At 62.0% G+C, this 12,979-nt stretch carries 11 protein-coding genes and 1 tRNA gene; 4 read left to right on the top strand and 8 right to left on the bottom strand.

Annotation, left to right across the window (positions count from 1 at the left end; translation table 11 throughout):
* Nucleotides 1-5 precede the first annotated feature (5 nt).
* The 5 genes from pqqB to QQL85_RS19200 all read right to left on the bottom strand — a co-directional run bounded on the left by pqqB (nucleotide 6) and on the right by QQL85_RS19200 (nucleotide 6,096).
* Complete coding sequence (gene pqqB / locus QQL85_RS19180; protein WP_284355494.1) at nucleotides 6-917, bottom strand: pyrroloquinoline quinone biosynthesis protein PqqB; 912 nt, start codon at nucleotides 915-917, stop codon at nucleotides 6-8.
* Nucleotides 918-996: 79 nt separating this feature from the next.
* The gene (gene pqqA, locus QQL85_RS19185; protein WP_003243383.1) at nucleotides 997-1,068 is read right to left on the bottom strand and encodes a pyrroloquinoline quinone precursor peptide PqqA; all 72 of its coding nucleotides are present in this window, start codon (nucleotides 1,066-1,068) and stop codon (nucleotides 997-999) included.
* Nucleotides 1,069-1,239: 171 nt separating this feature from the next.
* Nucleotides 1,240-3,528 (bottom strand): pyrroloquinoline quinone biosynthesis protein PqqF, encoded by a 2,289-nt coding sequence (gene pqqF, locus QQL85_RS19190; RefSeq protein WP_284355495.1) that lies wholly within the window; start codon nucleotides 3,526-3,528, stop codon nucleotides 1,240-1,242.
* A 76-nt stretch (nucleotides 3,529-3,604) separates the two neighbouring features.
* Nucleotides 3,605-4,399: a carbon-nitrogen hydrolase family protein gene (locus tag QQL85_RS19195; protein ID WP_284355496.1), complete on the bottom strand. Its 795-nt coding sequence runs from the start codon at nucleotides 4,397-4,399 to the stop codon at nucleotides 3,605-3,607.
* A 14-nt stretch (nucleotides 4,400-4,413) separates the two neighbouring features.
* The gene (locus QQL85_RS19200; protein WP_284355497.1) at nucleotides 4,414-6,096 is read right to left on the bottom strand and encodes a flavin monoamine oxidase family protein; all 1,683 of its coding nucleotides are present in this window, start codon (nucleotides 6,094-6,096) and stop codon (nucleotides 4,414-4,416) included.
* A 610-nt stretch (nucleotides 6,097-6,706) separates the two neighbouring features.
* On the opposite strand from QQL85_RS19200, the gene QQL85_RS19205 reads away from it, so the two are divergent.
* Nucleotides 6,707-6,997: a hypothetical protein gene (locus tag QQL85_RS19205; protein ID WP_284355498.1), complete on the top strand. Its 291-nt coding sequence runs from the start codon at nucleotides 6,707-6,709 to the stop codon at nucleotides 6,995-6,997.
* A gap of 4 nt (nucleotides 6,998-7,001) precedes the next feature.
* Here QQL85_RS19205 and QQL85_RS19210 read toward each other — a convergent pair whose 3' ends face one another.
* Nucleotides 7,002-7,463 carry an Lrp/AsnC family transcriptional regulator gene (locus QQL85_RS19210; protein ID WP_284355499.1) on the bottom strand — a complete coding sequence of 154 codons (462 nt, stop codon included), beginning with the start codon at nucleotides 7,461-7,463 and terminating at the stop codon, nucleotides 7,002-7,004.
* A gap of 135 nt (nucleotides 7,464-7,598) precedes the next feature.
* Between QQL85_RS19210 and QQL85_RS19215 the strand changes: the two genes are divergently transcribed.
* From QQL85_RS19215 to QQL85_RS19225, 3 genes are all read left to right on the top strand, one after another.
* On the top strand, nucleotides 7,599-8,153 hold the full coding sequence (locus tag QQL85_RS19215; RefSeq protein ID WP_284355500.1) for a serine acetyltransferase: 555 nt from the start codon (nucleotides 7,599-7,601) through the stop codon (nucleotides 8,151-8,153).
* 84 nt (nucleotides 8,154-8,237) lie between these two features.
* A complete protein-coding gene (locus QQL85_RS19220; RefSeq protein WP_284355501.1) occupies nucleotides 8,238-8,480 on the top strand; it encodes a DUF4160 domain-containing protein in 243 nt (80 codons plus the stop codon).
* Nucleotides 8,477-9,007, top strand: a complete 531-nt coding sequence (locus QQL85_RS19225; RefSeq protein ID WP_284355502.1) for a DUF2442 domain-containing protein — start codon at nucleotides 8,477-8,479, stop codon at nucleotides 9,005-9,007. The genes QQL85_RS19220 and QQL85_RS19225 overlap by 4 nt, the downstream gene beginning before the upstream one ends.
* A gap of 17 nt (nucleotides 9,008-9,024) precedes the next feature.
* Here QQL85_RS19225 and QQL85_RS19230 read toward each other — a convergent pair.
* A tRNA-Ile gene (locus tag QQL85_RS19230) sits at nucleotides 9,025-9,101 on the bottom strand.
* Between the two features lie 16 nt (nucleotides 9,102-9,117).
* The gene (locus QQL85_RS19235) at nucleotides 9,118-12,861 is read right to left on the bottom strand and encodes a bifunctional diguanylate cyclase/phosphodiesterase (protein ID WP_284355503.1); all 3,744 of its coding nucleotides are present in this window, start codon (nucleotides 12,859-12,861) and stop codon (nucleotides 9,118-9,120) included.
* Nucleotides 12,862-12,979: the final 118 nt, after the last annotated feature.

Here is a 12,979-nt window from a genome sequence, read left to right on the forward strand (position 1 = left end):
TCTCCTTACAACTCAATGCTCATTCCGTCGAAGGCAACTTCCACACCGCGGCGCTGGACTTCGGCGCGCTCCGGGGAGTCTTCATCGAGAATCGGGTTTGTGTTGTTGATGTGGATAAGCACTTTGCGCTGGCGCGGGAAAGCGTCCAGCACTTCGAGCATGCCGCCTGGGCCGTTCTGCGCAAGATGGCCCATTTCGCGACCGGTGCGGGTACCCACGCCACGTCGCTGCATTTCGTCGTCCTCCCACAGGGTGCCGTCGACCAGCAGGCAGTCGGCGCCGTGCATCATCGCCAGCAGCTTGTCATCGACCTGGCCCAGCCCTGGGGCGTAGAACAGCTTGCCGCCGGTACGGGTGTCCTCGACCAGCAGGCCAAGGTTGTCGCCCGGGTGCGGGTCGAAGCGGTGTGGAGAATAAGGCGGCGCGGCGCTGCGCAGGGGGAACGGGGTGAAGCGCAGGTTGGGGCAGGCGTCGATCACGAAGCTGCCTTCCAGCTCGATGCGGTTCCACTGCAGGCCACCGTTCCAGTGGCTGAGCATGTTGAACAATGGGAAGCCAGTGGTGAGGTCCTGGTGGACCATGTCGGTGCACCATACCTGGTGCGGGCAGCCTTCACGCAGGCTCAGCAGGCCGGTGGTGTGGTCGATCTGGCTGTCCAGCAGCACGATGGCGTTGATGCCGGTGTCGCGCAGGGCCCGGGCCGGCTGCATCGGCGCGAAGGCCTGGAGCTGGGCGCGGATATCGGGCGAGGCATTGCACAGCACCCAGTGTACGCCGTCGTCGGACAGGGCGATGGACGACTGGGTGCGCGCCGTGGCCCGCAGGGTGCCATCACGGAAGCCCTTGCAGTTGACGCAGTTGCAGTTCCACTGCGGGAACCCGCCGCCGGCGGCGGAGCCGAGAACCTGGATGTACATGGCCACTCTCTATGCAGAAAACCGGATCGGAAAAACGAAAACGCCCCGGCAGGCCGAGGCGTGGAACCCTGAGCCGGGCTTAGCGGTTAGCGAAGTACATGGTGACTTCGAAGCCGATACGCAGATCAGTGTATGCAGGTTTGGTCCACATGGGATTACTCCTTCCGGATGGGTTTGGGGTTGCTCAGTTACTACTTGGGTACCACCACGCAAAGGCGGTTCCCGGAACTGGGATTGCGCTATCTTACAAGAAAAATTTGTACCGGAAGGTTAATTATTCGAAAAGTGCCGTTGCAATTCGCGTAACAATCACGGGCCTGGATCACTTCCATGTAGGCGTTGGCGCGGCAGCGTTGGCCAAACATAACCAGGAGGCGTCTGCATCGAGCAGGTTGCCCAGCAGGTGGTCCAGATCCGTCTGCCGCGTGTTCAGAATAGCCCTGCGCAACGTATCCAGCCTGCCGGGTTGTGTAGCCAGGTGTGTCTGCCACGCCCATTCGGCGACCTCGGCGTTGGCCATGGCCTGCTCGTCAAATTGACTGGCCAAGGCGTGTTGGGTGGCCGGGTCAAGGGTAATGCCCTTGCGTAGCAGCGTGAGCAGGTGGTCGAGGATCTGTGCCGGGGGGGTGTGAGGCGATTGCACCCCGAACAGCAGGCCGCCGACCCCCTCTATCTGACGAAAGGTGCTGAAAACCGCGTAGCCAAGTTGCAGTTCTACCCGCAGGCGTTGATAAACCGGCCCTTGCAGCAGTTGCGCGAGCAAGCGTCCGCTGGCTTCGCTGGCCGCAGGAAGCGGGCAGAACAGCAGCAAGGCGTGTTCACTGCCCGGTACTTCGGCATGCTGCCAACGGTGATTGGCCCCTGTGGGCAGGGGGCTTGGCAGTGAGCCGTGCCCTGGGCAGTGCTGCAATGCAGTACCCAGGGCGTTCAGGGCGGCATCGTCGAAGCCTGCGGCCAGGCCGTGCCAGCGTGTTTGCTGCCACAGGCTTTCGAGTTGCTGTTGCTCCAGTGCGCAGGCAGGCACAGCTGGGGGCGGGGTGCCGAGTACCGCGTCTGGCAGTTGCTTGAGCAAGGCCCTGATGGGGATCAGCGTCGGGGGCGGTGCTGTGCAAGGCAACCAGCATCTGGCCGGGGGGGTGAGCATCAACGTCAAGGCCTGCTCCACTGCCCGCAGCACCGCTGCCGGTAGCCCGGCGCAGCGCAACTGCCAGTACTCCCCGGCAGCTGTGTATTGCAGTTGTACCGAGGCGCGTTCACAGCGCTCCTGCAGTGGCGCGAGGGCCCGTTCGAGCACGCCCTGCAAACGCTGGCGTAAAGGTGAGGGGACGTGCCAGCGCAGGTAGAGCGCTGCGTATTGGCGGGTGCCAGGCAACTGCTCACTGACCCGCAGTGCTGCTGGTAGAGGTTTTGCATTGGCATTGGGCAGATCAGCCATCAGCAAGGGGTCGGCCAAGGGCATGTGCCATTGGCCATACACGCTGCATGGCAGGCCTTGCAGCACGGCTTGAAGGGCCTGCACACCGTGCGCATCCAACTTGGCGAATGGCTGCCCCGTACTGTCACGGCGGGCCAGCTCAAGTGCACTGGCGCTGCGTTCGCGGCTGTGCTGCAGCAGGCCGAATTCGCGGTTCAGCAGCTCGAGGTCGGCCTGGCGGATGAAGCTGAACCAGCCGTGCAACAGGGCGCTGGCTTCGTCTGGGCAGGCGTCGGCGCTGAGCTTAAGGTCGAGGTGCCACAGCAGCTGGCCGGCAAAGGCATACAGCGTTTCGGCCTTGAAACTTTGCAGCCAGCCACGCTCGCGAAGTGCGCCCAGCCAGGTACCCGGGCGGCTGTCGCCGAGGCAGGCGATCAGCAGCTCCAGCGCTTGCTCGGCACCTGCCGGGAGGTATTCGTGAGTGAAGGCAAATGGTGTAGTCGTCGCCGACAATGGCGGCGGCTCCGTGTGCGGCACATGCTTGCCTGTGGCGAACAGCTCCGCATGCTGCCGGCCAAGTTGCTCCAGCTCATCCAGCGGCTGCGGCCCGCACAGGCTCAAGACGATCTGGCCGCCCTGGTAGAAGCGTTGGTGGAAGCCCGTAAGTGCTTGCTGAAAGGCAGGGGCCCGCAGGGCCAGGGTGTATCGGTTGCCTGCATGAAATGCGCCCAGCGGATGGCCTGGCGACACTGACTGCAACAAGGCGAATTGCCGCTGGGCCTGCGGGTTGCGTGACCAGGCAATGAACTCGGCGTGGATCACTTCACGCTCGCGGCGTTGGCGTTCGATGCCCAGATCCGGTTCGGCCAGCATCTGGCACAGGCGCTCGAGGCCCCCGGCCAAGGCGTTGGGCGGGACTTCAAAGAAAAAATCGGTGGTGCGTTCTCGGGTGCTGGCATTGACCTGGCCGCCCAAGGTCTGCACATAACGCATCAGGCCGTCGTCCAGCGCAAAGCGTGGGGTGCCGAGGAAGAACAGGTGTTCGAGGAAGTGGGCCAGGCCCGGCCATTTACCTGGTGAATCGTGGCTGCCGGCGTGCACCCGCAGGGCGGCGGCCGAACGCTTCAGGCGTGGGGCGTGGCGCAGGGTCAGTTGCAGGCCATTGGCGAGGGTAAGGTGGCGGGTGGCGTCAGGCATGGGGGCTCCGGTTGCTGCTGTCCATGCTAACCCATTTGTTTGCAGGCCCGGCGATTGGGCCGCACCGCGGCCCCTGTCAGCGGTTACGCAGATGCAGCTCCGGGCGCAGATCTGTCAGGTAAGGAAATGCCATCCGCCCATTCACCACTTGCTCATGCTCCAGCTCGGCCAGCAACAGGCATTCATCCCGCCCGCCCATGGCCAACACACTACCATCCGGGCCAATGATGCTGCTCTGACCGCAATACTGGATCTCGTCTTCCGCGCCGCAGTAATTGGCGTACACCAGGTAGCACTGGTTCTCCTGCGCCCGTGCCCTGACGGTCACCTGGCAGATGAAGTCATACGGCGCCATGTTCGCCGTCGGCACCAGGATCAGCTCAGCACCCTCCAACGCCAGGCGCCGGGCGTTCTCCGGGAACTCGATGTCGTAGCAGATCAGCAGGCCGACTTTCCAGCCTTCAAGCTCTACCACCGGAAAGTGGTCCGGGCCTGCGCTGAACATCGAACGGTCCAGTTCACCGAACAGGTGGGTCTTGCGGTAGTTGCACAGGCTGCGGCCATGCGCATCGATCAACTGCACGCTGTTGTAGATCGCGCCATCGTCTGCCCGCTCCGGGTAGCCATAGACAATGGCGATGCGGTGCGTCTGGGCGATTTCCACCACTTCCATGGCCGCCAGGCCATCGTCGGCCTCGGCCAGGCGCTCGACCTGGGGCAGGCCGATGTTGTAGCCGGTCAGGAACATCTCCGGGCACACCAGCAACTGTGCGCCGCGCTCGGCTGCCAACTGCGCCTGCTGGCGCAGCCGTTGCAAGTTGCCGGGCACGTCCAGTGGCTTGGGTATGCCCTGGAACAGAGCGATGCGCATGACGCCTCCTTGATTCAGTCTGCCAGGGCAATCGGGCCGATTTCATCGAACACATCGCCCGGGCCGGGGTTGTCCGGGTGGGTGTGGCCACCGAAGTGGTTCATGATACCCCACACCGCATTCAGCGATGTTTGCACCGCGCCCTCCACCCAGGCGGGTGTCCACGATACATCGTCACCGGCGATGAACATGCCGCGCTGCTCGGCGGGCATGTCCTGCTGCATGAAGTGTGCATACATGCGCTGGTTGTAGCGGTAGTGGCCCGGCAGTGCGCCCTTGAAGGCGCCAAGGAAGTGCGGATCGGCCTCCCAGGAAATGGTGATCGGGTCGCCGATGATATGCCCGGCGATATCGGTTTTCGGGTAAATCTTCTTCAGCGCATCCAGGGCCAGCTGCACGCGCTTTTCTACCGGATGCGGCAGCATTTTCAGCGCATCGCTCATCCACGCATAGGACAGGCAGATCACCCCCGGCTTGTCGTCGCCGTTGTCGAACAGGTAGGTGCCGCGGGTGAGGCGGTCGGTGAGGGTCATGCTCATCAGGTCACGACCGGTTTCCGGGTCCTTGTCCTTCCAGAATGGCCGGTCGACCATGACGAACGTCTTCGACGACTGCATGTAGCGGGTGCGGTCCAGGGCCATCCACATCTTTTGCGAGAACAGTGATTCCTCACAGTCGATCTGGGTGGTCAGCAGCCAGGTCTGGCAGGTGGCGAGCACGGCGCTGTAGTGACGGGTGTCGCCCCAGCTGTCGGTGACTGCCAGACGGCCATCGGCAGCACGGGCAATACGCTTCACCCCGGTGCGCGGCGCGCCGCCATGCAGGCCGCTCAGGCTGGTGCCCTCCGGCCAGTGGGCGCAGCGCTCCGGCACATGGCGCCAGATACCTTGCGGCACCTGCTCCACACCACCGACGACCAGGTGTTGGTGGTCGTCGCAGTTGGTCATCACCACGCGGAAGATTTCCAGCATCGAGTTGGGGAAATCCGAGTCCCAGCCGCCGGTACCGAAGCCGACCTGGCCGAACACTTCACGGTGCTGGAAGCTCAGTTTGGCGAACGAGCGCGAAGTGGCGACGAAGTCGTAGAAGGTGCGGTCGTCCCACAGCGGTACCAGCTTGTTCCACAGTTCTTTCAGGCGCGGCACGTCGCGATCGCGGATGGCTTGCTGGATGTCCGCGAACTGGGCGCCGCTTTCCAGTGCGTCGGCCCAGGCGTCGGCCACTTCGTGGAACAACTTGGGCAGGTCGCTGGTTTTTTCGGCGTAGTAGGTCTGGCCTTCCAGGTCGATCACCGTGCTGCCCGAGGCCGGGGTCAGCGGGTTGGGGAAGGGCTTGGTCTCCAGGCCCAGCTTGTCCACATAGTGGTAGAAGGCGGTGGACGACACTGGGAAGCGCATACCGCCAAGCTCCGCGATGATCCCGTCGGTGCCATTGAAGGCCTGTGAACGCAGCCGGCCACCCAGCTTGGAGGCCTCGTACACCACCGGCTTCAAGCCCAGCTTCATCAGCTCGTAAGCCGCCACCAGGCCGGCGATACCGGCACCCACGATGGCCACTTCTTCACCCTGGCGCTCAGCCGGGATGCTGCCCAGACCTGCGGGGTGCTCCAGCCAGTCGTCGAAGGCGAAAGGGAAGTCAGGGCCGAAGATGGTGATGGGCTTTTTGCCGTCGGCGGGGTGGCGGTTTTTCTTGTTCATGAAGTGACCTTGCCAGAGGGGCTGCGCGGGTGGCGGAGCCTGAGTATAGGAGATGGCTGGAGGTCATTTTAGGGGGTGGGGTGTTCGTTAATAAGATGCATATTGATGTCTGAATGTATGTTGTTTCGTCAAAGTGAGCTTATTCATGAACATTTAGACGGTGCAGGCAAATGAGCAATTCAGGAGCTGCGCCGGCCCCTGTGGGAGCGGGTTCACCCGCGAATGCGTCGGTCGATTCTCCACAGCATTCGCGGGTGAACCCGCTCCTACAGGGGACAGTGCTGCCCTTGCGATGCGGGTGATCAGACACTTCCTACACCCATGGCTTGAAATAAAGAATTACCCTACACCCGCTATCGCCTTGGTCTGGCAGCGTGGGAAACGCTTCAGCGTTAACTTCACGGAGTCGCCGTTTTTCGGGCGATTGGGTGTGAGAACCCATCCTCCAACTTCGCACCAAGGCTTATGTCATGGCAGCCGTGCGCGGGCAGGCTTTCGCCTGGCCGGATTTCCAAGTTGGCCGGTTTCTCACCCCGTGCATGGCTACCACCTATTCCTGTGAGAAGGTTTTGGTAGGCGGTTTCCACAATCTCAATTTGGAAATTGCATCATGAAGCCGACTGATTCTGACCAAGCTGGAAAACTGCAATCCACCGCTGAAAATGCCTTTTGCAACTGCGAATCCAGCCACCCGCCGTTATTCGCCATCCGCCCCGGGATCGACGCCGCAGACGCCCTGGTCCACGCCTGCCTATTGGCCCGAGGCCTTAACCAGATCGCCACTGACTACGCCCAACACCACGCCCCCGAGCGCAGCCGTGACATCGTCTGGTCGATGCAGCATTCTGCCGAGAGCCTTTCGGCGATTCTGGAGGGACTGCTTGACGGGCAGGAGGTCTGACTGATCAGAGCGGTTGCCCGCGATCCACCTTGCTGCTGAGAATGATCGACGTGGTGGTCTTCTCCACCCCGTCGACACTGCCGATCTGGTCGAGCAACTGGTCCAGCTGTTCGGGTGAATCCGCAAGCAGCCAGGCCACATAGTCGAACTCGCCGCTCACTGCACACAGCTGCTGGACTTGGCCCATGGCACTCAGGCGCCGCACCACTTCCTTGCCGGAGCGCGGCTGCACCTTGATCCCCACATACGCCTGCAGCCCGCCACCCAGCACCCGCTGGCCCAGGCGCACGCCATAACCGGAGATGACCTTGTTCTTCTCCAGCCGCTCCAGGCGCGAGTTGACCGTGGTACGGGCGATGCCCAGCAGGCGGGCGAGGGTGGCGACGCTTTCGCGGGCGTTGATCTGCAGCAGGGCGATCAGCTGGCGATCGATTTCATCCAGCGTGATGGAGCGGGAATCCGACATGGCGAGTCTCTTCGGTTGGCCCGCTAGCCTAGCGAGCGAGTGCCAATCAGGGCAAGACCGCTTCTACAGCGACCGCGCTGGCCTGAAGGCTGAGCCTTCGGCATGATGAAACGCTAGTCCAACGAGAACCTGAGCGTGAACCTCGACAACCTGCTCGAATGCTGGCGACTGGAAGTCTCCAACAAGAAAGGGCCAGGACGCCGCATCAGTCTGCTGTTCAACGTGCTGCGCCGCGCACGCAAGGACAACAAACTGCGCTTTCTCTTTGCCTACCGTCTGGCCCAATACCTTGATGCTCGCGGCGGCCTGGCCCGGCGTCACGCCCGGCGCATGCAGCAGCGGCTCAACCTCAAGTATGCGGTGGACATCGACATTGGCGCACAAATCGCGCCCGGCCTGCGCATTGCTCACCTACCGGGGGTGGTGATTACTCGGCATGTCAGCATCGGGCGAAACTTCTTCATTCGGCAGAGCTGCTCGATCGGTATCAAGACCCTTGGATTGCAAGAGTATGCGCTGCGCATTGGTGAGAACGTCAGCATGGGTGCGAGCAGCTGCATCGTTGCCGATCGCATCGACATTGGCGATGACGTCGTGATCGGCGCGATGTCGCTGGTTACGCGGGATATCCCTGCTGGGATGGTTTTCTACAACCAGAGGCAGGTCGAGATGCGGCATATAGGGGAGTAATGTGAGGAGTTACATTTTTGGGGCTGTGAGCGGATAGCTCGGATGCTACTGTCTGGTGCAACCATTGCACTGTATGATCAGCCTATGCCCACGATCCATCGATTGTCCAATTGCGTAATCTGCCTGTATGCAAATGATCATCTACCTCCGCATTTCCATCTGCGATTCAGTGATGGTCGACAGGCACTGATCGCGATCGATGGCCTGACTCAGTTGGCCGGTTTCGGTAATTCGCGGGTGTCCCTGCGCGAGATGAGTGAAGCGCTTGAATGGGCTTCTGAGAACAGGGCTCGACTGCTAGCAGTGTGGGAGGAGCTGAATCCATGACCAACAAACATTTCCTACTGACCGAGGTGGCGGTGGTGGCCCCTGGGTCTTTGCTGCTGACCTTCGCGGACGGGCAGCAATTCACTGTGGCTTTGGATGAAATCATCCTGAAACACGCGTCTTTGGCCCCTCTTGCCGACCCTAAGGTATTCGCAACCGCTGCAATGGGTGAGTGGAAAGACACGGTCATCTGGGCAGGTGACGACAATCTTGAGCTTGCTGCCGACAACCTGCGCGCACGAGCACTCGAACAGGCAGGGGAGTGTTCGCATGAGCTCATCTGGAACTGGATGGCCAAGCATGGGTTGACGTTAGATCGCGCAGCTCAGGAGCTGGGCTTGAGCAGGCGCATGCTGGCTTACTATCGTAGCGGCGAGAAACCTGTGCCTAGGACAGTCGCTTTAGCGATGAAGGGATGGGAAGCACTGCGGATGGCTGATGAGGCAAGCGCGGCGGCTGGGCATGCCTCGAAGAAACGGACGTCATGCTTTGAAAGGACAACAGGCATAAAAAAAGCCGCGCATTAGCGCGGCTTTGTCGTATCTGGTGGGCCCACACGGACTCGAACCGTGGACCAAAGGATTATGAGTCCTCTGCTCTAACCGACTGAGCTATAGGCCCTCAGTAAGTGGCCGGATTATAACGAGGGTTTCGCACCTGTGCCATCTGAAAGATCCGATAGTGCTATGCGAAGAAACGCGGCCGCAAACTCCTCGGGCGGCAGCGGCAGGCTGACGATGTAGCCCTGGATCTGCTCGCACCCTTCGGCTGCCAGAAAACGCTGCTGGGCCTGGTTTTCCACGCCCTCGGCAATGATCGTCAGTTGCATGCTGCGGCCCAGGGCGATGATCGCACGGGCGATGGCAGCGTCGTGTGGGTCGTCAGGCAGGCCACGGATGAACGACTTGTCGATCTTGAGGATGTCCAGCGGCAGGCGCTTGAGATAGCTCAGCGATGAGTAGCCGGTGCCAAAGTCGTCGATGGCCAACTGCACGCCCAGTTTTTTCAGCTGGTACAGCACGGCCAAGGCCTCTTCTGCCTGGCTCATGATGAAGTTTTCGGTGATTTCCAGCTGCAAGTCGCCGGCCTTGAGCTGGTGCTGTTTGAGCAGTTGTTCGATGCGTCGGGCCAGGTGTGGGTGGCGTAGCTGGGCGCCGGCGAGGTTGATCGACAGTGGGCCGAACGGTTCGTAGTGCTGCTTCCAGGCCTGCATCTGCCGGCAGGCTTGCTCCAGCACCCAGTCGCCGAGCTGGAGAATGGTGCCGTTCTCTTCCGCCAGGTGGATGAAGTGCTCCGGTGGCACTTCACCAAAGGTGGGGTGGCTCCAGCGGATCAGCGCTTCGGCGCCCACCAGGCTCTGGGTCTTGAGGCTGAGCTTGGGTTGGAAGCACAGACTCATTTCGTTGCGTTCGACGGCGCGGCGCAGCTCGTGCTCAAGGGCGATGCGCTCGCTGGCCTGAGCCGTGAGGTCGCGGGTGTAGGCTTCGACACGGTTGCGGCCTTTGGCCTTGGAGCGGTACATGGCGGCGTCGGCGTTGCGGATCAGCGTGGCAACGTCGGTGCCGTCCTGTGGGTACAGGCTGATGCCGATGCTGGCGCTGGTGAAGAACTCGTGCTCCCCGGCCTGGAACGGCGCGACGAAGCAGGCCAGCAGCTTGTTGGCGATGCTACTGGCGTCGCTGGGCTTGTGCAGGCCAGGCAGCAGGATGATGAACTCGTCGCCGCCCAGGCGGGCCACGGTGTCGACGTCACGCACCTGCTCCTTCAGGCGCTGGGCGATGCCTTTGAGCAGCAGGTCGCCGACCGGGTGGCCGAGGCTGTCGTTGATGTGCTTGAAGCGGTCGAGGTCGAGGAACAACACCGCGCCTTGGCGGTTGGACACCTGTGCGCAGGTAAGCACGGCCTGCAGGCGGTTTTCGAACAGGGCGCGGTTAGGCAAGCCGGTCAGCGGGTCGTGGTGGGCCTGGTAGTCGAGCTTGGCCTGGGCGTGCTTGAGGCTGGAGATGTCGGCGAAAACGGCGACAAAGTGGGTGATCTCGCGCTCGTTGTTGCGCACGGCGCTGATGGTCAGCCAGCCGGGGTACAGTTCACCGTTCTTGCGCTTGTTGTAGATCTCGCCTTGCCAGTGGCCTTCATCGGTAAGCTGGTGCCACATGGCGGCATAAAAGGCGCTGTCGTGCTGGCCGGAAGCGAGCAGACGCGGGGTCTGGCCGAGGGCTTCAATCTCGCTGTAGCCGGTGATTTCGCTGAACGCACGGTTGACGGCACTGATGCGCTGGTCGATGTCGGTGATCAGCACGCCTTCGGCGGTGTTTTCGAACACGGTGGCGGCCAGTTGCAGCTTTTCCTGCATCAGATGGCGTTCGGTGATGTCGCGGGCAATGGTCAGCATGCAGTCGACGCCGGCAATCGGCAGCGGCCTGGCAGACAGCTCGCAAAGGCGGATCTGCCCATCGCTGCGGCGGATGTGGCAGGTAAAGTCGCGCACGAAACCGTCGCGATTGAGCTGGTCGACCAGGCGCTTGCGCTCGTTGAGGTCTACCCAGATGCCCAGATCCAGCGAGGTCTGGTCGATGGTCGGGTTGAGGTCATAGCCGGTGAGACGGCAGAAGCCTTCGTTCACCTCAAGCAGCAAACCATCACTTTGGCGCGACAGTAACAGGCCGTCGGGCGAGGCGTGGAAGGCCTTGGCGAATTTCTCTTCCGACGTTTGCAGCTGTTCCTGGGTTTCCTTGAGCTGGCTGATATCGCGGACTGCCACCACTAACGCCGGGGTGCCGTCGAGCTCGAAGGTTTCGGCCGAAGTCAGGCCGGTGAACAGTTGGCCGTTGCTGCGGCGGAAGCTCATTTCCAGGTTACGGATACCGCCTTGGTGCAGGCGTTCGAGTACCCGCGGCCCGCTGCCTTCGACGCCCCACAGGTTGAGGTCGGTGGCGGTGCGGCCAATCACCTGGCCTGGGGTCAGGCCGATCTGTTCTTCGAAGGCTTCGTTCACCTCCAACAGGCAGCCGTCGCTGTGACGGGCGATTAGCAAAATATCGGGGCACTGCTGGAACACTGAAGCGAACTTCTGCTCGGACAGGCGCAGGGCGTCCTCGGTACGCTTGGTTTCGCTGATGTCGATCATCAGCCCGCGCATCACCGGCTGGTGGCCGTGCTCGATCATGCTGACGATGTTGCGTACCCAGAGGGGCTGGCCGTCGGCGCGGATAACGCGGTAGTCCAGGCTGTGGTCTCGCCCGGCTGCGGTTTCGCTGTCGCAGTAGGCCTGGGCCCAGAGGGCGTCCTCCGGGTGCAGGATGCTGCGCCAGAACCCGGGCTTGAGCCAGTCACTCAAGGGGTAGCCGAGCAGGTCTTCGGCATGCGGTGAAACGTAGCTGTAGGTGAAGTCGTTGGCATCGGCTTCCCAGGCGATGGCCGACAGGCTCTCTATCAGCCCGCGGTAGTGGTACTCGCTGCTGCGCAGTTCCTGCTCCAGGGCGATGCGCCGGGAAATTTCCGAGCTGAGCCGACGGTTGATGCGGATGACAACGGCCAGCACGGCCATCAGCAACAGCACCGTTGGCAGGCCATACACCAGCAGGTCGGACCAGAACATCCGCTGGTCGACCACATTGCCTACCCAGCGCTGCTGGATCTGGCTGACTTCGCTGCTGCTCATGTCAGCCATCACTTTGTCGAGAATGCCAACCAACATGCTGTTGTTGCGGGGGACGGCCATCGCCAGTTGGTAGCGGTAGGGTGTTTCGCCGCTGACGTACAGGCCGTCGAGCTTGAGCTGGCGCAGGCTCCAGATGCTTGAGGCCAGGTCGCCGACCACAGCATCTACTTGATCGGTGGCCAAGGCTTGCAGTGTGGAGCTTACATTGGGCAGTGCCACCAGGTTGAGGTCCGGGTGGTGGGTGCGCAGTAACTCGTGCGGGGCGTAGTTCTCGACCACGGCGATTTTCAGGCCGTACAGGTCCTCCAGCTTGCGCGGTTGTGCGCCGCCTTTGTGGGCGAGGATGACAATCGGGAAGTCGAGGTACGGACGGGTGAAGGCCAGATAGCCCTGGCGTTCGGGTGTGGACATGATGCCGGGCAGCAGGTCTATGCGGTTTTCGCGCGCCTGCGCCAATACTTCGGTCCAGCTACTGGGTTCGACCGGTTTGAGCGTCACACCCAGACGTTGCTGGATCATGGCGATGTAATCGGCGGCCAATCCCTGGTACCGGCCCTCCTGGTCGCGAAACTCGAACGGTGGCCAAGAGGCGTCTACACCCAGGCTTAGCTGCGGGTGGGCAGCCAACCAGGCTTTTTCCTCGTCTGTCAGGGTCAGGGCGCCGGCCGTTGTGTTCCACAGAATCAGGAGCAGCAACAGAATGGCCGGCTTCAAGGACATGGCAGCCTCGCATTCAGGTGGTCTGAAGTCGAGTGTAGACGGGCATTGCTGCAGATGTGCAGTGGGAGGCGGGCTTTATGTTACGGGCCACTAAAGAAAAACCCCGGCCTGGGCCGGG

The organism is Pseudomonas putida, assembly GCF_030159595.1.
Lineage (GTDB): Bacteria > Pseudomonadota > Gammaproteobacteria > Pseudomonadales > Pseudomonadaceae > Aquipseudomonas > Aquipseudomonas putida_AC.